This is a genomic window from Pseudacidovorax sp. (genome assembly GCF_017991995.1).
Lineage (GTDB): Bacteria > Pseudomonadota > Gammaproteobacteria > Burkholderiales > Burkholderiaceae_C > Xenophilus.
In genome coordinates this window covers 217163-234731 of sequence record NZ_JAGOPN010000002.1, presented here as the reverse complement: position 1 = coordinate 234731, position 17569 = coordinate 217163, and the positions used below count along the sequence as shown (strand labels likewise).

The 17569-nt window shown below is 72.0% G+C and carries 15 protein-coding genes; 3 read left to right on the top strand and 12 right to left on the bottom strand.

The features are described from left to right. Positions 1-82 precede the first annotated feature (82 nt). Genes KBC94_RS03490 through KBC94_RS03480 form a run of 3 tightly spaced genes read left to right on the top strand, consistent with a single transcriptional unit; the run spans position 83 to position 3691 of the window. Complete coding sequence (locus KBC94_RS03490) at positions 83-1075, top strand: alkaline phosphatase D family protein (protein WP_294366350.1); 993 nt, start codon at positions 83-85, stop codon at positions 1073-1075. After that, complete coding sequence (locus KBC94_RS03485; RefSeq protein ID WP_294366348.1) at positions 1072-1794, top strand: response regulator transcription factor; 723 nt, start codon at positions 1072-1074, stop codon at positions 1792-1794. Before KBC94_RS03490 ends, KBC94_RS03485 begins: the two co-directional genes overlap by 4 nt. Then, complete coding sequence (locus tag KBC94_RS03480; protein ID WP_294366347.1) at positions 1778-3691, top strand: ATP-binding protein; 1914 nt, start codon at positions 1778-1780, stop codon at positions 3689-3691. The genes KBC94_RS03485 and KBC94_RS03480 overlap by 17 nt, the downstream gene beginning before the upstream one ends. Positions 3692-3740: 49 nt before the next feature. On the opposite strand, the gene KBC94_RS03475 is transcribed toward KBC94_RS03480, so the two are convergent. The 12 genes from KBC94_RS03475 to KBC94_RS03420 all read right to left on the bottom strand — a co-directional run bounded on the left by KBC94_RS03475 (position 3741) and on the right by KBC94_RS03420 (position 17561). After that, on the bottom strand, positions 3741-5153 hold the full coding sequence (locus KBC94_RS03475) for an FAD-binding oxidoreductase (RefSeq protein WP_294366769.1): 1413 nt from the start codon (positions 5151-5153) through the stop codon (positions 3741-3743). A gap of 47 nt (positions 5154-5200) precedes the next feature. Further along, positions 5201-6025 (bottom strand): N-formylglutamate deformylase, encoded by an 825-nt coding sequence (hutG, locus tag KBC94_RS03470; protein WP_294366346.1) that lies wholly within the window; start codon positions 6023-6025, stop codon positions 5201-5203. 117 nt (positions 6026-6142) lie between these two features. Then, positions 6143-7612 (bottom strand): formimidoylglutamate deiminase, encoded by a 1470-nt coding sequence (locus tag KBC94_RS03465; RefSeq protein WP_294366343.1) that lies wholly within the window; start codon positions 7610-7612, stop codon positions 6143-6145. Beyond that, a complete protein-coding gene (gene hutI, locus KBC94_RS03460) occupies positions 7609-8832 on the bottom strand; it encodes an imidazolonepropionase (protein WP_294366341.1) in 1224 nt (407 codons plus the stop codon). Before hutI ends, KBC94_RS03465 begins: the two co-directional genes overlap by 4 nt. Next, entirely contained in the window at positions 8829-9404 is a 576-nt protein-coding gene (locus KBC94_RS03455; protein ID WP_294366340.1) for a HutD family protein, read from the bottom strand. Before KBC94_RS03455 ends, hutI begins: the two co-directional genes overlap by 4 nt. Before the next feature lie 28 nt (positions 9405-9432). Beyond that, positions 9433-10101: an amino acid ABC transporter permease gene (locus tag KBC94_RS03450; protein WP_294366338.1), complete on the bottom strand. Its 669-nt coding sequence runs from the start codon at positions 10099-10101 to the stop codon at positions 9433-9435. A 26-nt stretch (positions 10102-10127) separates the two neighbouring features. Continuing rightward, positions 10128-10877: a transporter substrate-binding domain-containing protein gene (locus tag KBC94_RS03445; RefSeq protein WP_294366337.1), complete on the bottom strand. Its 750-nt coding sequence runs from the start codon at positions 10875-10877 to the stop codon at positions 10128-10130. Between the two features lie 84 nt (positions 10878-10961). Beyond that, positions 10962-11720 carry an IclR family transcriptional regulator gene (locus KBC94_RS03440; RefSeq protein ID WP_294366335.1) on the bottom strand — a complete coding sequence of 253 codons (759 nt, stop codon included), beginning with the start codon at positions 11718-11720 and terminating at the stop codon, positions 10962-10964. 117 nt (positions 11721-11837) lie between these two features. Continuing rightward, a complete protein-coding gene (gene hutU / locus KBC94_RS03435) occupies positions 11838-13568 on the bottom strand; it encodes a urocanate hydratase (RefSeq protein ID WP_294366333.1) in 1731 nt (576 codons plus the stop codon). A 44-nt stretch (positions 13569-13612) separates the two neighbouring features. Continuing rightward, positions 13613-15160, bottom strand: a complete 1548-nt coding sequence (gene hutH / locus KBC94_RS03430; protein WP_294366332.1) for a histidine ammonia-lyase — start codon at positions 15158-15160, stop codon at positions 13613-13615. A 56-nt stretch (positions 15161-15216) separates the two neighbouring features. Continuing rightward, positions 15217-16008, bottom strand: a complete 792-nt coding sequence (gene hutC / locus KBC94_RS03425) for a histidine utilization repressor (RefSeq protein ID WP_294366329.1) — start codon at positions 16006-16008, stop codon at positions 15217-15219. Between the two features lie 761 nt (positions 16009-16769). Continuing rightward, on the bottom strand, positions 16770-17561 hold the full coding sequence (locus KBC94_RS03420; protein WP_294366327.1) for an ABC transporter ATP-binding protein: 792 nt from the start codon (positions 17559-17561) through the stop codon (positions 16770-16772). Between the last annotated feature and the right edge of the window lie 8 nt (positions 17562-17569).

The window sequence follows — 17569 nt, the reverse complement described above, 5'->3', positions numbered from 1 at the left end:
CGCAGGTCCCCCATTCATGGGACGGCGGCCGGCGCTCCAGAATCGACACTCGCCGCGGTCCCATCCCCCCCGCGGAGCCCCCATGCCCACCCCCCTGAAGATCGCCTTCACCTCGTGCGCCGAGGCCACGCAGTTCCCCAGCCAGCCGGTGTGGACGCGCATCGCCGAAGCCCAGCCCGACCACCTGGTGCTGCTGGGCGACGCGGCCTACTACGACGTGCATGGGGCCGATACCGCCAGCGTCCAGGCCATGAGTGCCGAGCAGTTCGGCCGCCATGCCCACCGGCGCCTGCAGCAGCAGCTGGACTGCCCGGAGTTCCGGGCGCTGGTGGCCCAGGTGCCCACCTCCGCCATCTGGGACGACCACGACTTCCTCTGGAACAACGCCTGCGGCGCCGACCTCGCCGCCGATCCGCAGTGGCGCGACCATCTGGCCTATTCGCGCTGCCTGTTCAGCGCCTTCCGCGCGGCGCTGGCCGCCAGGCCGGGCCCGGGGCGCATGCCCCTCTTCGAGACCATCGACCACACCCGGCCGCCGCCCGCGCCCGGCTACCAGCGCGTGCCGCTGGCCGACGGCGTGGTGCTGCACCTCACCGACGGGCGCAGCTTCAAGGCCGGCAACGGCCACAAGGCGCTGCTGGGCCAGCCGCAGATGGCGGCGCTGATCGCGGGCTGCGCCGAGCCGCAGGCGATCCACATCGTCGCCTCGGGCGTGGTGTTCGAGCGCGACACCTGGCTGGCCAACAGCGCGGACCAGGGAGAGACCTGGGCCGACTGCCATCAGGAACACGACCAGTTGCTCGCCCTGGCGGCGCAGCGGCGCCTGCTGCTGCTCAGCGGCGACATCCATCGCAACGCCTTCCGCCGCTATCAGCGCTACGCGGGCGAGACCTGCCTGTTCGAGGCCACGGCCTCCGGCGCCGCCCTGCCCGCCTGGATGATGACCAGCCGCAATCCCACCACGCTTCACCACTGGGGCCTGGCGACGGTCCATGACGACCGCGTCGAGGTGGGCCTCTACCATTCGGGCGGCCTGGCCGAGCGCCACACCATCCCCCGCGACGACTGGCAATGATTACCCCACCGACGAGCACTTCCGGCAGGCCGGCCCGCGTCGCCCTGGTCGAGGACGATGCCGGCATGCGCCAGCGCATCGCCCATGCGGTGACGGGCGACGCCGGGCTGGCGCTGGTGTTCGAGGCCGCCACCGCGCAGCAGATCCTCGACTGGCTGCCCCGGCAGCCGCTGGACGTGCTGCTGGTGGACCTGGGCCTGCCCGACCGCCCGGGCCTGGAGGTGATCCGCGCCGCGCGCCGGCTGCAGCCCGACTGCGCGGTGATGGTCATCACCATCTTCGGCGACGAGGCCAACATGGTGCGGGCCTTCGAGGCGGGCGCCAGCGGCTACCTGCTCAAGGACGGCACCGAGCACGACCTGGGCCTGCACATCCGATCGCTGCGTGCGGGCGGCTCGCCCATGTCGCCCATCATTGCGCGGCAGCTGCTGCGGCGCTGGCAACAGACCGGCGGCACGGCCCTCCCGGGTGGGCGCGGCGCCGCGCCGGCCAGTCCGGCGCAGGCCGGTGCGGCGCCCGCGGCCGAGCGGCTGTCGCCGCGCGAATTCGAGGTGCTGGACCTCATCTCCCGCGGCTTCACCTATGCCGAGAGCGCCGCCCGCATCGGCGTGTCGGTCAGCACGGTGCAGACCCATGTGCGCAACATCTACGGCAAGCTGGACGTGCACAACAAGTCCGAGGCCGTCTACGAAGCCCGCAACCTTGGCCTGCTGCCCTGAGGATCCGCACGCCGGACGCATCCCCCGCGCGCGCCGGCTGGCGTGGCGCCTCGCCCTCCTGCTGCTGCCCGCCCTTCTGTGCGCGCCCGGGCCGGCCACCGCCGCACCCGCGGCCGAGCTGCTGACGCTGAACGCGGCCGAGGCGGTGGTGCGCGTGGCCGGCGAGCCGCCGCGCCCGGCCCGCGCCGTCCCCCTGCCCTTCCGCTGGGCCGACCAGTCGCCGCGCCAGGCCGGCGGCGCCACGCTGACGCTCGACCTGCCCGTCCCGGCTGCGGGCACGGAGGACCGCCTCCATGGCCTGCTCTTCGAAGCACTGGGCAACCAGGCCGCCATCTACGTGGACGACCGGCTCGTGGCGCGCTGGGGCCAGTTGGGCGACCCTGGCTTCGATGCCGGCCGGGGCCCGCGGCTGGTGCGGCTGCCCGCCGACCTCGTCGACGGCGCGGCCGCGCCCCTGCGCGTGCGGATCGAGCTGAGCTTCCAGCCGCAGCGCGGCGGCGGCGTCTCGGCGGTGCGCTGGGGACCACTGGCCCGGCTGGAGGCGCTGGAGGCCCAGGAGCGGCTGTGGCGCAATACGCTGTCGCTGGTGTATGCCACGGGTCTGCTGTTGATGGGCGGTCTGGCCGCGGGCCTCTGGTGGCGCCAGCGCGATCCGCTCTATGGCTGCTTCGGCGTGGCCGCGGTTGCCGGCGCACTGCGCAACTTCGACCAGAGCGGCCTGCAGATGCCGCTGCCCTGGCCCGAATGGGGCGCGCTCGTGGCCATGAGCTATGCGGTCCACATCGCCCTGCTCGCACGCTTCGTCACGCTCGCGCTGCGCCAGCCCTCGCCCCGGGTGCTGCAGCTGCTGAGCGCGATCCTGTGGGCCGCGGTGCTGCTGGCAGCCGCCTCCTTCGCGCTGCGCCGGCCGCTGCTGTGGACGGCCGCGCTGGCGCTGCTGTGCGGGGGCGGCATCCTGAGCCTCCCAGGCGTGGTGCGCGAAGCCGTGGCGGGCCGGCGCCCGACCGCCTATGCCCTGCTCGTCGCCGGGGTGCTGGCCATCGCAGCCGGGCTGCACGACCTGCTGCACGTGCGCATCGGCCTGGGCGGGGCGAGCTGGGTGCCGCTCACCCCGCATGCCATGTTCGGCTTCGTGCTGATCCTGGCCGGCATGGTGGTCGAGCGCTACAGCCGCTCGGTGCGCGAGTACCGCGACCTGGCTCGCTCGCTCGATGCGCGCGTGGCCGAGCGCGAGCGCCAGCTCACTGCCGCCATGGACGCGCTGCAGGCCGAGCGCGAGCAGCAGGCCGTGCTGCTGGAGCGACAGCGCCTGATGCGCGAGATCCACGACGGCGTCGGCTCGCAGCTGGTGGGCCTGCTCAACCTGGTGGGCCGCCCGGGCGCCGACCCGGCGTTGATGGAGGCGCAGGTCAAGCTGGCGCTGGACGAGTTGCGCGTGGCCGTCGATTCGCTTCAGCCGCTGGAAGGCGACCTCACCGTGGTGCTCGCCACGCTGCGCTACCGGCTGCAACCGCGCCTGGAGGCGGCCGGCCTGACGCTGGAATGGGAGGTCGACAGCCTGCCGCCGCGCGCCGACGTCACGCCGCAGACGGCCATGCAGATCCAGCGCATCCTGCTGGAGGGCTTCACCAACGTGCTGCGCCATGCGCAGGCGCGGCGCATCCGCCTCGAAGCGCACTGGCATGCCGGCCCGCCCGAGCGCATGGAGATCGTGCTGGCCGACGACGGCCGCGGCTTCGCGGCGGACGGTCCGCCCGCGGGCGGCCAGGGCCTGGCCAGCATGCGCAGCCGCGCCGCCGCCATCGGGGCCACGTTGGCCGTGACGTCGACGCCGGGGCAGGGCACCGCCGTGCGACTGGACTGGCCGGTACGGCGCGAGCCCAGCATGCGCCACTGAGCGTTGAACGCGCGCCAGGCAGACGGTCAGCGGGCCCCGGTCCCTGCGCTCAGAACACCTTCCCCGGATTCATCAACCCCAGCGGATCCAGCGCGGCCTTGATGGCGCGCATGGCGTCGAGTTCTTCGGGCGTGCGGCTGGCGCCCAGGTAGGGCTTCTTGTGCAGGCCGATGCCGTGCTCGGCCGAGACGCTGCCGGCAAAGCGGCCGACCATGCCGTAGACCAGCTGCTCCGCCGCCTCGGCATCGCCGCCGATGCTGGCGCCATCGATCGAGAGGTGCAGGTTGCTGTCGCCGATGTGGCCGAAGAAGACGCTGGTGTGGCCCGGCCAGCGCGCCTCCAGCGCGGCGCGGCATTCGTCGACGAAGCGGCCGATCTGCGCCATCGGCAGGCTGACGTCGAAGTTGACCGGCGGACGCAGGTTGGCCGGAAGCTCGGCGGTGGCCTCGCGGATCTTCCAGAAGGCCGCGGCCTGGGCCTGCGACTGGGCCAGGGCGGCATCGACCACCAGGCCGGCCTCCATGGCCTCGGCCAGGGCTTCTTCCACCTCGGCCTGCAGCGCGGCCTCGCTGCCGCCGTCCAGATCGACCAGGGCCATCAGAGGATGCTCCGTGTCGAAGGGCTCGCGCAGGTGCTGCCAGGCCATGGAGGCGGCCACGAAGTCGCGCCACATCAGCTCGAAGGCGGCGACGCCGCCGGCGAAGCGGGACTGCAGTCGGCCGAGCAGGGCGAGGGCGGCGTCGTAGTCGGGCAGGGCGGCCAGCAGCGTGGCACGCGCACGGGGTGCCGGATGCAGGCGGAAGAGGGCGCGGGTGATCACGCCCAGCGTGCCTTCCGCGCCGACGAAGAACTGCTTGAGGTCGTAGCCGGTGTTGTTCTTCTGCATGGGCCGCAGCATGGGCAGCACGCGGCCGTCGGGCAGCACGGCCTCCAGGCCCAGCAGCTGCTCGCGCATCATGCCGAACTGCAGCACGCCGTTGCCACCCGCGTTGGTGGCCAGGGCACCGCCCACCTGGGCCGAGCCGCGGGCGCCGAAGTCCACACCGAAGCGCAGGCCGGCTTCGGCAGCGGCCTCCTGCACGGCCTGGATGGTGACGCCGGCCTGGGCGGTGAGGGTGCGCGTGGCGGCATCGACCGACTCGATGGCGTTCATGCGTTCCAGCGACAGGGCGACCGCGCCTTCGACAGGCATGGCGGCGCCGGCCAGGCCGGTGAGGCCACCCTGGGGCACGACCGGCACGCGGTGCTCGGTACACAGGCGCAATGCGGCCGACACGGCCTCGGTGCTGCGCGGTCGCAGCAGGGCCAGCGGGCGCACGGGCGGCAGGCCGCTCCAATCGGCCAGGTGGCGGTCGGGCACGGCCTCGCCGGGCGTGACGGCGTCGGCGCCGAGGGCCTCGATCAGGGCGGCGAGGAAGGCCGGCGGAGCAGCGCGGCGGACGCCCGCCGGGCCGCCTGCCATGCCCTCGCCTGCGGCAAGCGTGCCCTGCGAGGCCGCCGGATGGCCGCTCATGCGCGCGCTCCGTCGGCAAAGGCCAGCATGGCCTCCAGCATGCGGCGCACGGTGGGCTGCACGCGCGCGGCCACGTCGGGCAGGTAGTCGAAGGGAAGGCGTTCCTGCATGTAGCTGCTCTGGGTCATTTCGAGCTGCACCGCATGCACGCCGCGTGCCGGCTGGCCATGGTGGCGGGTGATGTAGCCCCCGGTGAAACGGCCGTTGAGCACGCTGGTGTGCGCCGTGTCGGCGCGGGCGATGGCCAGCAGTTGTTCGGCCAGCTGCGGGTCGCAGGCCGCGCCCTGGGCCGTGCCCAGGTTGAGGTCGGGCAGGGTGCCTTCGAAGAAGCGCGGCAGCACCGAGCGGATGGAATGCGCGTCCCACAGCATGGCGATGCCATGGGCGGCGCGGATGCGTTCGAGCTCCTCGGCCAGCTTCGCGTGGTAGGGCACCCAGATCGCCTCGCGGCGGGCGGCGATCTCGGCCTCGGTGGGCTGGTCGGCCGGGTCCGCGTACAGCGGCGTGTCGTCGAAGGTGTCGACGGGGCACAGGCCCGTCACGCTCTGGCCCGGGTACAGGCTGGCGCCGTCCGGCGGCCGGTTCAGGTCGATCACATAGCGCGAATGCGTCGCCACCAGGACCGAAGCGCCGAGTTCGTCGGCGAAGTCGTAAAGGCGCTCCAGGTGCCAGTCGGTGTCGGGCACCTGGCGGGCCTCATCGGTCAGGCGCGCCGCCAACGCGGGCGGCACATGCGTGCCGACGTGCGGCATGGAGATCAGCAGCGGCCGCGTGCCCTGGCGGAAGCGGAAGGGGGGTTCGGTGGTGGTGAAGGCGGTCATGGCAGAAGCGAGTGTGAAGGCGGCCGTGCGCCCGCGCTGGCGCGGGGGCACGGCACCGAAAAGGAAAGGGGTTCGGGCGCGCTCATGGGCCGAGCTCCGGTGCGGCAGAGCCGGCGCTCAGGCCCCACCGGCCAGCAGTTCGCGCCGGGCCTGGACGAACGCCCGCTGGGCCTCGGCGCGCAGCGGATGGCGGCCGGCATCGACCGTCTTGCGGCCGGCCACGTACGCCTGCGCGAGCGGGCGCTGGCGGCCGGCGGCGAAGACATGGGCCGACAGCATCTGCGGCGCCTCCAGCCCGGCCAGCACCGGATGGGCCGCGTCGAGCACGAGCATGTCCGCCTGCTGGCCCACGGCCAGGCCACCGAGCGCGCGGCCCGACGCCTGTGCGCCGCCGCCCACGCCCGACAGCCATAGGGCGGTGGCCACATCGGGCTGCGCCGCGGTGGCGGCCACGTTGCGCTGGCGGCGCAGCAGGCGCTGGCCGTACTCCAGCATCAGCAGCTCCTCCGCCGCATCGACGCAGGCATGGCTGTCGGAGCCGATGCCCCAGGCGCCGCCGCCGGGCCGCCTGCCGGCGCCGGAGGCCGTCGAGGACGCACCCTGCCGGGCAGCGGGGTCCGGTTCTCCGTCGCCGCCACCGGCGGTCCACCGCGGCAGGTCGAACAGGCCGTCGCCCAGGTTGGCCTCGGTGGTGGGGCACAGGCCCGCCACCGCGCCGGTGGCGGCGGCGCGACAGTATTCGTCGGCGTCCATGTGCGTGGCATGCACCAGGCACCAGCGGGCATCGACCGGCGCATGGTCCAGAAGCCAGGCGACGGGGCGCTGGCCGCTCCAGGCGACGCAGTCCTCCACCTCCTTGGTCTGCTCGGCGATGTGGATGTGGATGGGCGCGGTCGCGTCCTGCGCGGCCAGGCCGGCCAGCGCGTCGCGCAGCGCCTCGGGCGGCACGGCGCGCAGCGAATGCGGCGCCAGGCCCAGGCGCGCGCCCTGGGCTTCACAAGCCGGACGCAGCGTTTCGAGCAGCCGCAGCATCGACGCGGTGCTGCGGATGAACCGGCGCTGGCCTTCGGCCGGCGCGGCGCCGCCGAAGCCGCTGGTCTGGTAGAGCACCGGCAGCAGCGTCAGGCCGATGCCCGCACGCTCGGCGGCGCGCAGCAGGGCGCGGGCCAGCTCGGCATCGTCGGCGTAGGGATGGCCGTCGGTGTCGTGGTGCACGTAGTGGAACTCGCACACCGCCGTGTAGCCGGCCTCCAGCATGTCGACGTAGAGGCCGAAGGCGATGGCTTCCAGCTGCGAAGGGCTCAGCCGCAGCGCGAAGCGGTACATGAGGCTGCGCCAGCTCCAGAAGCTGTCCTGCGCCTCGGCGCGGTACTCGGTCAGGCCCGCCATGCCGCGCTGGAAGGCATGCGAATGCAGGTTGGGCATGCCGGGCAACAGCGGGCCTTCGGCACGCGGCATGCCGGGCTCGGCGGAGGCGCCGGGCTGGACGGCGGTGAGGCGGCCGGCGGCGTCCCAGTCCAGGCGCACGTCGCGCGCCCAGCCGCCAGGCAGCAGGGCGTGATCGGCGAAGAGGCTCCCGGCGCTCAAAGCGCGCCCTCCGCGATCCTGCCCTGGCGGATGACGCAACGCACGGGCCGCTGGCCGAACCAGTAGGCCAGCTCGGCGGCCTCCTGCACGTTCCACAGCACGAAGTCGGCGGCGCGGCCGACGGCCAGTTCGCCATGCGTGGCCGAAATGCCCAGCGCCCGCGCGGCATGGGTGGTGACGCCCGCCAGCGCCTCGGGCACCGTCAGGCGGAACAGGGTGCAGGCCATGTTCATCATCAGGAGCAGGCTCAGGCAGGGCGAGGTGCCCGGGTTGTGGTCGGTAGAGACGGCCATGGGCACGCCGGCCGCGCGCAGGCCGGCGATGGGCGGCAGCTGCGTGTCGCGCAGCGTGTAGTAGGCGCCGGGCAGCAGCACGGCCACGGTGCCGGCCTGCGCCATGGCCGCGATGCCGGCGGGCGACAGGTGCTCGATGTGGTCGCAGGAGAGGGCGCCGTAGCGTGCCGCCAGGGACGCGCCGCCCATATCGCTGAGCTGCTCAGCATGCAGCTTGACCGGCAGGCCCAGCGCCTTTGCGGCCTGGAACACGCGCTCGGTCTCTTCGAGCGAGAAGGCGATGCGCTCGCAGAACACGTCCACCGCGTCCACCAGGCCTTCGGCATGCAGCGCGGGCAGCATCTCGCGGCAGACGAGGTCGATGTAGTCGCTGCTGCGGCCCGCGTATTCGGGCGGCAGCGCGTGGGCGCCGAGGAAGGTGGTGCGCACCGTCACGCCATGGGCGGCGGCCAGGCGGCGGGCCACGCGCAGCTGCTTGCGCTCGTGCTCCAAGGCGAGGCCGTAGCCGGACTTGATCTCGATGGCGCACACGCCCTCGGCCAGCAACGACGCAAGGCGGGCGCTGGCGGATTCGAACAGCGCGTCCTCGCTGGCCTCACGCGTGGCCCGCACCGTGGAGACGATGCCGCCACCGGCGCGCGCCACCTCTTCGTAGCTGGCGCCGGCCAGGCGCATGGCGAATTCGTTGGCCCGCTGGCCGCCGTAGACCAGGTGCGTGTGGCAGTCGATGAGGCCCGGCGTGACCAGCGCGCCGCCGCCGTCGTGGCGGGGCAGGGCGTCCGCGCCGGGCGGCAGCGCATCGGGGGTGCCTCGCCACACGATGCGGCCATCTGCCACGGTCAGCGCCAGCGGCTGGCCGTCGCTGCCGCGCAGGCCGGTCCACAGGCCGTCGGCGCTGGGGCGTTGGGAGAAGGGCAGGGCGGTCATAGCGGCATCAGGCGGATGGCGATCAGGCGCGCCTCGCCGCCCTCTGTGTCAGGCACCGCCTCCGCGGGGCCCGCGACATCGGCCCACCAGAGGCCTTGGCCCGCTTCCAGCGGCGCTGCGGTGCCGGTGCGCCAGGTGCCCGAGACCGCCAGCAGCAGCCCGTGCGGCGCGCCGGCCAGGCGCACCGCATGGTCGTGCACCGTCAGCTCGGCCTGCCAGCGGCCGCGCCGCGTCATCAGGTTGAAGTCGGTCGAGGTGCTGCCCAGCCGACTGCAGGCGATGGCCGCCTCGCCGGCAAAGGCGAAGGGCTGCAGCGGCACGTCCAGCCGGTGGTCGATGCCCTCGCCGGTCAGGTGCAGGCCGTTGCCCGCCAGCAGCAGGATGCGGCGGTCGATGCCGGCGAAGGTGGAGAAGGGGCCATCGGCATCCACGGTCGCCACCGAGCAGCGCCAGCCGAAGTCCTCCAGCCCGGCGCCGGGCGGCCAGCAGGCGATCTCGCGCGTGCGGCCGCCGCCGTTCTTCCAGGGCGTCGCCGGGAGCCGGTCGAGGTCGAAGCGGTGCAGGGTCGTCATGGCGATGTCTCCGTGGGCGGGTGTCACTTCAATGCACCAGGCCGCCTTGACGCAGCCGGCGTTCGAAGTGGCGCAGCACCAGCGTCACCGTGCCGGTGAGGGCGAAGTACACGGCCGCGATGGCCAGGTACACCTCCAGCGAGCGGTAGGACACGCTGATGATCTTCTGGCCCTCGTGCATCACGTCGTGGATGGTCAGCAGCGAGACCAGGGCCGAGTTCTTGATGAGCGCGATGAACTCGTTGCCCAGCGGCGGGATCATGCGCACCACCGCCTGCGGCAGGATGATGTGGCGCATGGCCTGGCCCGGCGTCATGCCCAGGGACTGGGCGGCCATGGTCTGGCCGCGGTCGATGGACTGGATGGCACCGCGCACGATCTCCGACACATAGGCGCCGCTGTACACGCCCAGGCCCAGCACGCCGCACAGGAAGGCCGGCAACAGCAGCCCGAAATGCGGCAGCCCGAAGAACAGGATGAACAGCTGCACCAGCAGCGGCGTGCCGCGGATCACGGCCACATAGGCGGTGCACACGCTGTAGAGCCAGCGGCGCTGCGGCCGCAGCCGGCCGATGCCCACCGCCAGGCCCAGCACGCAGCCCAGCAGCAGCGCGCAGGCGGTGATCTCCACCGTCACCAACGTGCCGCGCAGCAGGTCGGGCCATCCGGCCCAGACCGGCGAGAAGTCCAGATCCATCATTGCGTCCTGGGGTCAGCCGTGCATTACTTCGACGCAGGGAACCACTTCTGGACGATGGCGGCATAAGAGCCATCGGCCTTCATCCTGGCGAGCGCGTCGTTCACGGCCTTCGTGAGCTCGGGCGTGTCCTTGCGGATGGCCATGCCGTATTCCTCGGTGGTCAGCTGCTCGGGCATCACCTTCAGGCCCGGCCGGGTGCGCACGTACTGGTAGGCGGCGGGCTTGCCGGTGACGGCGGCGTCGGTGCGGCCGACTTCCACCAGGTTGAACATCTCCTGGTTCTTCTCGACCTCGAGCAGCTGGGCCTGCGGGTACTTCTCCTTGAGGAAGCTCACCGACTTGGTGCCCACCTGCACACTCACCTTGCGGCCGGCCAGGTCGGCGGGCGACCTGACGGTGGTGTTGTCGGCCTTGGTCATCACCACCAGGCCGCCGGCGTAGTAGGGCACGGTGAAGTCGACCACCTTGCGGCGCTCGTCGGTGATGTAGATGGCCGAGACGGCCATGTCGGCGCGGCGCGAGACCAGGGCCGGGATCAGGCCCTTGAAGTCGATGTCGATCCACTCGACGGGCCGGCCCAGCTGCTTGCCGATGGCCTCGACCATCTCGGTGTCGAAGCCGGTGCGCTTGCCGTTCTCGATGTATTCCATCGGCGGGAAGGTGGCATCGGTGGCCACGCGCAGCGGCTCGGCGGCATGGGCGGCGGTGCCGGCCAGGGCGAGGGTGCCGACGAGGGCGAGCAGCAGGCGGCGGGGCAGGGGGCGGGACATCATGGGATCACTCCGGGAACGTTGGAAGGGAGAAGAACGGAAGGCGCAAGAAAGAAGGGAGCGGGCTGGCTGGCGGTGCGGTCCCGCTCAATGCAGCAGCAGCCGCCGCGAGATGCGGGCGCCCGCCACCACGGTCATCTGCACGAGCGCGGCCTCCTGGTGCCGTGCACGCAGGATCGGGGCCATCAGCGTCAGCACGCCGGCCGCCTGGTGCGAGGCGCCCATCAGCGGCACGCTGCAGCCCCAGACGCCGTCGTCCACTTCGCCGGCGCTCAGGGCATGACCGGTCTGGCGGATGGTGTCCAGCTCGGCTTCGGCCGCGGCGCGTTCGGCGGTGCCGGCGCCGTACTGCGCGTCGAGCACGGCGGCCCGCGCGGAGGGCGCCAGGTGCGCCAGCAGGCACTTGGCCGAGGCGCCCGCGCGCAGCGGCACGCTGCGGCCCTTCTCGAAGGAGCAGCGCAGCGACTGGTGGCTCTCGACCATGTCCAGGCAGATGGCCTGGTCGTTGACGGCGACGATGAGGCCCACGCTTTCATGGGACTGGCGGGCCAGCTCTTCCATGGTGGGCCGCGCCTGGCGCATGAGCTCGGACGCCAGGTCGAAGCCCAGCGCCATCTGCAGGCTGAGCGGCCCCGGGGCATAGCTGCCTTCGCGCTCGATCACGAAGCCCCAGCGGCGCAGGCGCGCCAGCTGCCGATAGAGGGTGCTGCGCGTCAGGCCGGTGTGGGCGATCAGCTCGGCCGCGGTGAGCGGCCGGCCCTGCCGCGCCAGCACGGCCAGCACCTGCAGCACGCGGTCGGCGGCAGGAACGGCGGCAGCAGCAACGGGGGGCGCAGGCGAGGCCATCCGTCCAGTATCAAAAAAAGCCATCGCGATGTGCACCACCCGGTCCCACGCGGTGGGACTGGGCAGCGGTTTTTGTGGCGCCTTCTTTCTTCCCGCGCGCTGGAGCGCGCGAGCCGCTCAGCGCACCATCGGCAGGTTGAGCCCGAATTTCTTCGCGGTGGCCACCGCCAGCTCGTAGCCGGCGTCCGCGTGGCGCATCACGCCCGAGGCGCAGTCGTTGACCAGCACGCGGGCCAGGCGGCGCTCGGCGGCTTCGGTGCCGTCGCACACGATCACCATGCCGGCATGCTGCGAATAGCCCATGCCGACACCGCCGCCATGATGCAGGCTGACCCAGGTGGCGCCGCCCGCGGTGTTGAGCAGCGCGTTGAGCAGCGGCCAGTCGCTCACCGCATCGGTGCCGTCCTTCATGCCTTCGGTCTCGCGGTTGGGGCTGGCCACCGAGCCGGTGTCCAGGTGGTCGCGGCCGATGACGATGGGGGCCTTGAGCTCGCCCTTTCGCACCATCTCGTTGAAGGCCAGGCCGGCGATGTGGCGCTCGCCCAGGCCCAGCCAGCAGATGCGCGCGGGCAGGCCCTGGAAGGCGATGCGCTCGCGCGCCATGTCCAGCCAGCGGTGGGTGTGCCTGTTGTCGGGGAAGAGCTCCTTGATCTTGGCGTCGGTCCTGTAGATGTCCTCCGGGTCGCCCGACAGCGCCACCCAGCGGAAGGGGCCCTTGCCCTCGCAGAACAGCGGCCGGATGTAGGCGGGCACGAAGCCGGGGAAGTCGAAGGCGTTCTTCACGCCCTGGTCGAAGGCGACCTGGCGGATGTTGTTGCCGTAGTCGACCGTCGGGATGCCCATGGCCTGGAAGTCCAGCATGGCCTGCACATGCACGGCGCAGCCATCGGCGGCGGCCTGCTTGAGTTCGGCATGGCGCGCCGGGTCCTGCGACGCGGCACGCCATTGCGGCACGCTCCAGCCCACCGGCAGGTAGCCGTTGATCAGGTCATGCGCCGAGGTCTGGTCGGTGACCAGGTCGGGCTTGGGGCCGCCGGCCTTGGCGCGGCGCACCAGCTCGGGCAGCACCTCGGCCGCATTGCCGAGCAGCGCGATGGAGACGGCCTCCTTCTTCGCGGTGTGGTGCGCGATCAGAGCCAAGGCGTCGTCGATGTCCTTCGCCTGCTTGTCCACGTAGCGGGTGCGCAGGCGGAAGTCGATGCTCGTCTGCTGGCATTCGATGGTGAGCGAGCAGGCGCCCGCCAGCGTGGCCGCCAGCGGCTGCGCGCCGCCCATGCCGCCGAGCCCGGCCGTCAGGATCCACTTGCCCGACAGGTCGTTGCCGTAGTGCTGCCGCCCGGCTTCGACGAAGGTCTCGAAGGTGCCCTGCACGATGCCCTGGCTGCCGATGTAGATCCAGCTTCCGGCAGTCATCTGGCCGTACATGAAGAGGCCCTTGCGGTCCAGCTCGTGGAAGTGCTCCCAGTGGCCCCACTTGGGCACCAGGTTGGAGTTGGCGATCAGCACCCGCGGCGCGTCCGCATGGGTCTTGAACACGCCCACCGGCTTGCCGGACTGCACCAGCAGCGTCTCGTCCTCGCCCAGCTTCTTGAGCGATTCGAGGATGGCGTCGAAGCATTCCCAGTTGCGCGCCGCGCGGCCGATGCCGCCGTAGACCACCAGGGCCTGCGGGTTCTCGGCCACCTCGGGGTCGAGGTTGTTCTGCAGCATGCGGAAGGGCGCTTCGATCAGCCAGTTCCTGCACGACAGGTCGGTGCCGCGCGGCGCGCGCACGACGCGGCTGGGGTCCACGCGCGGGTCGGCGAGGGCCGTGGCGGTGCGGGCGATGAAGTTCTCGGGGGCGTTCATGGCGGTGCTCCTTGGAAGGTCGGTGTGTCGGTCGATCGTGCGGTTCAGGCGATGTGGCTGGGTAGCAGCGTCAGCAGCGGGGCGGGCAGTTCGGCGGCCAGCGCCCACTGGCGCATGGCCTCGATGTCGGGCGCCAGATAGCGGTCGCGCTCGACGAAGGCGACCTGGCAGCGGATGCGGGCGATCTCGGCTTCGATGACCGCAGAACTGCGTGGCGTGGTCTCGGTGCGCTTCAGTTCTATCCCCTGCGCGGCGGCCATGGCCTCGATGCCGATCACCACCGCGGTGTTGTTCACCATCTCGCCCAGCCGGCGTGCCGCGAAGGTCGCCATGGACACATGGTCCTCCTGGTTGGCCGAGGTGGGCAGGCTGTCCACACTGGCGGGATGGGCGAGCGACTTGTTCTCCGAGGCCAGGGCCGCGGCCGTGACCTGCGCGATCATGAAGCCGGAGTTGAGCCCGCCGTCGCGCACCAGGAAGGGCGGCAGGCCCGAGAGGCCCGAGTCCAGCAGCAGCGCGATGCGGCGCTCGGCGATGGCGCCGATCTCGGCCACGGCCAGCGCGATGATGTCGGCCGCGAAGGCCACCGGCTCCGCATGGAAGTTGCCGCCGGAGATGACCTCGCCGGTGTCGCAGAAGACCAGCGGATTGTCGGAGGCGGCATTGGCCTCGGTCACCAGCACGCGGGCGGCATGCGTCAGGTTGTCCAGGCAGGCGCCCATGACCTGCGGGATGCAGCGGATGGAATACGGGTCCTGCACCCGGCCGCAGTCGGCATGGCTGGGGATGATGTCGCTGCCCTCCAGCAGCGTGCGCACCGCGGCGGCCACGGCGATCTGTCCCGGCTGGCCGCGCGCGGCATGGATGCGGGCATCGAAGGGCTTGATCGAGCCCTGGATGGCCTCCAGCGAGAGTGCGCCTGACATCAGCGCCGAGGCGAAGACCCTCTCCGCGCCGAAGAGCCCCGCCAGCGCCAGTGCCGTCGAGACCTGCGTGCCGTTGAGCAGCGCCAGCCCCTCCTTGGGGCCGAGCACGAAGGGTTCGAGCCCGATGCTGCGCATGGCTTGCGCACCGCCGACGACGCGGCCGTCCAAGAGACGCGCCTGGCCTTCGCCGATGAGCACGCAGGCCAGGTGCGCCAGCGGCGCCAGGTCGCCCGAGGCGCCGACCGAGCCCTTGGCCGGGATCAGCGGCGTGACGCCGGCATTGAACAGGGCCAGCAGCGCGTCGACCAGCGCCGGCCGCACGCCGGAATGCCCGCGCGCCAGGCTCACGGCCTTGGTGGCGATCACCAGCCGCACGACCTCGGCCGCCAGCGGCTCGCCGGTCCCCACGCTGTGCGACAGCACCAGGTTGCGCTGCAGCTCGGCCAGGTGATCGTGGTCGATCCTGGTGCTGGCCAGCTTGCCGAAGCCGGTGTTGATGCCGTAGACCACGTCGTCGTGGTCCACGATGCGCTGCACGGCGTCCTGCGCGGCCTGCATGCCGGAGCGCACGCCTTCGTCCAGCGCGAGCGTCAGGCCGCCCTGGTGGATGCGGCGCAGGCTGGCCAGGTCGACCTGGCCGGGATGGAGGGTCAGCAGGGTGGTCATGGCAAGTTGTCTATACAGGTTGTGACGTGCGAAAGCGAAGCGGGAGCGCGGGGCCGTCAGCCCCAGCCGGGATTGCCGTCGGCGCGGAAGCGACTGCCCAGCCGGTAGCGCGAGGCCGGATGCAGGCAGCGCACCAGCGTGATGGGCGTGCCGCGCGACCACGTACGGCGGCTGAGCAGCAGGCAGGGCTCGCCCGCGTCCATGGCCAGGCGCGCGGCCTGCTCGGGCGAGGGCAGCACGGCGTCGACCAGGTGCTCGATCTGGTCGAAGGGCACGTGGCGCACCAGGTATTCGCTGGGCGGCATCAGCGAGAAGTCCTGGTCGAGGAAGGCCGGCACCATGCGCGGGCTGACCCAGCGGTCCTCCAGCTGCACGGGGATGCCGTTCTCCAGATGCAGGCAGAGGCAGTGGAAGAGCGATTCGCCCAGGCGCACGTCCAGCCAGGCGGCGATGTCGGCGGGTGCGGCGATGCGCTCGGCCGCCAGCAGTTCGAAGCCGTAGTCGTGGCCGCGGCCGCGGATCTCGCTGGCGATGTTGGCGATCTGCAGCAGGGTGGACTGCGGCTTGGTCTCGGCGACGAAGCTGCCCACGCCGGCCACGCGCTTGACGCGGCCTTCGTCCACCAGTTCGCGCAGGGCGCGGTTGGCAGTCATGCGCGAGATGCCGAACTGCGCGACCAGCTCGTGTTCCGACGGCAGGCGGTGGCCGGCGGGCCATTCGCCACTCTGGATGCGGCGGACGATGTGTTCCTTGACCTGCTCGTAGAGGGCGAGGGACGGGTTGGGGGAGGGAGCCGCGTTGCGTGGTGCAGCTTCGGCTTGGCGCTTGGTTCTGGAGGCTGTGGTCATGGTCGGCCTCCTGGGTTGCGTGCGGTCTGCGCTTCTGCTTCTAAGCGAGCTTGCGGGTTGATCCGGGCGCATTCGGGCTTGCGCGCCAGAGCAGCCGGCAGCCCGTGGGCAGCGGTGCTTCGGTGGTGCGGTCGTGCACGCCGATCCAGCCGCGGCTGGCTGTTGCTCCCTCTCCCTCTGGGAGAGGGCTGGGGTGAGGGCCTGCGGCGCTGGTGAGTGTCGGGCGTCAATGAGGCAAGGGGCGGCCCCTCACCCAACCTCTCCCCAGAGGGGAGAGGAGTGAAAGCCCAAGGCCAGGCCGAAGCCGAAGCCGAAGCCGAAGCCGAAGCCCAGTCAGAAAACCGGGCGTGCGGTTCCCCGGTCCCGATACCGACGCAGCGTCCCCAGCGCGCGGGGCCGGGGCCGGCTGGCGCGGGCGATTTGCGGGGTGGCGAGAAGCGCAGGCCGGGGCGAGGCGCGCCTGCCGAAGGACAGGCGTGCTTCGTGCGCTGACTCGTCGCAGTTGTCTGAGCGGAGCGCGCCAGCGCGCAGCGAGTTCTGCGACGCGAGCCCCGGCCGAGCATCGCAGCGGAGTCGGCGCAGCCGACCACCCCGCCATGAGCCCGCGGCAGCCGGCCCCGGCCCCGCGCGCCGCCCCAGGCACCCGTCAGGACCCCACCCAACCCCATCACAGCATGCGCGCGACGAAGCAGCAGCAGCAGCGCGGCCAGGCTACGCGCGCCGCCCCCGACATCACCCTGACTGCGCCGTACCAACATCGCTCAATGCTCCGCCGCCGCCATCGACTCCGCCCGGATCTCTTCCGTCAGTTGCGCCTTGAGCGCCATGAACTCCGGCGTGGTCTTGAGCGTGTAGTGACGCGGATGCGGCAAGTCCACCGCGATCTCGGTCTTGATGCGGCCCGGCCGGGCGCTGAACACCGCCACCCGGTTGGCCATGAAGATCGCCTCGTCGATGTCGTGGGTGACGAACAGCACCGTCTTGCGCTCGGCCTCCCAAATGCCCAGCAGCAGCTCCTGCATCAGCACCCGCGTCTGGTTGTCCAGCGCACCGAAGGGCTCGTCCATCAGCAGCATCTTGGGGTCGTTGGCCAGCGCACGCGCGATGGCCGTGCGCTGCTGCATGCCGCCCGACAGCTGCTTGGGATAGTGCCGCTCGAAGCCGCGCAACCCCACCTTGGCGATGAAGTAGGCCGCGCGCTCCTTCTGCTCGGCCTCGGCCATGCCGCGCTCGCGCAGGCCGAAGCGGATGTTCTGCTCGATGTCCAGCCACGGAAAGAGCGTGTAGCTCTGGAACACCATGCCCCGATCCGCGCCCGGCCCCGTCACCGGCCGGCCGTCCAGCAGCACCTGGCCACTGGTGGGAAAGTCCAGCCCCGCCACGATGCGCAGCAGCGTCGACTTGCCGCAGCCCGAGGGTCCGAGGATGGTGACGAAGTCGTTCTCGCGCACGTCGAAGTCCACCGGCAGCAGCGCCTGCGTGGACTGCCCCCGCGCGCCGGTGAAGGTGCGCGAGACGCCGCGGATGGCCAGCTGCACGCCGGCTTCTTGCATGTTGCCGC

What these genes read in the sequence shown, in the direction of transcription:
- hutU (WP_294366333.1), bottom strand. Translation starts at nt 13,568, where the DNA reads ATGAACGCCCCCGAGAACTTCATCGCCCGCACCGCCACGGCCCTCGCC.
- KBC94_RS03440 (WP_294366335.1), bottom strand. Translation starts at nt 11,720, where the DNA reads ATGGCCTCGCCTGCGCCCCCCGTTGCTGCTGCCGCCGTTCCTGCCGCC.
- hutI (WP_294366341.1), bottom strand. Translation starts at nt 8,832, where the DNA reads ATGACCGCCCTGCCCTTCTCCCAACGCCCCAGCGCCGACGGCCTGTGG.
- KBC94_RS03445 (WP_294366337.1), bottom strand. Translation starts at nt 10,877, where the DNA reads ATGATGTCCCGCCCCCTGCCCCGCCGCCTGCTGCTCGCCCTCGTCGGC.
- KBC94_RS03490 (WP_294366350.1), top strand. Translation starts at nt 83, where the DNA reads ATGCCCACCCCCCTGAAGATCGCCTTCACCTCGTGCGCCGAGGCCACG.
- hutC (WP_294366329.1), bottom strand. Translation starts at nt 16,008, where the DNA reads ATGACCACAGCCTCCAGAACCAAGCGCCAAGCCGAAGCTGCACCACGC.
- hutH (WP_294366332.1), bottom strand. Translation starts at nt 15,160, where the DNA reads ATGACCACCCTGCTGACCCTCCATCCCGGCCAGGTCGACCTGGCCAGC.
- KBC94_RS03475 (WP_294366769.1), bottom strand. Translation starts at nt 5,153, where the DNA reads ATGGCAGGCGGCCCGGCGGGCGTCCGCCGCGCTGCTCCGCCGGCCTTC.
- KBC94_RS03450 (WP_294366338.1), bottom strand. Translation starts at nt 10,101, where the DNA reads ATGGATCTGGACTTCTCGCCGGTCTGGGCCGGATGGCCCGACCTGCTG.
- hutG (WP_294366346.1), bottom strand. Translation starts at nt 6,025, where the DNA reads ATGACCGCCTTCACCACCACCGAACCCCCCTTCCGCTTCCGCCAGGGC.
- KBC94_RS03485 (WP_294366348.1), top strand. Translation starts at nt 1,072, where the DNA reads ATGATTACCCCACCGACGAGCACTTCCGGCAGGCCGGCCCGCGTCGCC.
- KBC94_RS03455 (WP_294366340.1), bottom strand. Translation starts at nt 9,404, where the DNA reads ATGACGACCCTGCACCGCTTCGACCTCGACCGGCTCCCGGCGACGCCC.
- KBC94_RS03420 (WP_294366327.1), bottom strand. Translation starts at nt 17,561, where the DNA reads ATGCAAGAAGCCGGCGTGCAGCTGGCCATCCGCGGCGTCTCGCGCACC.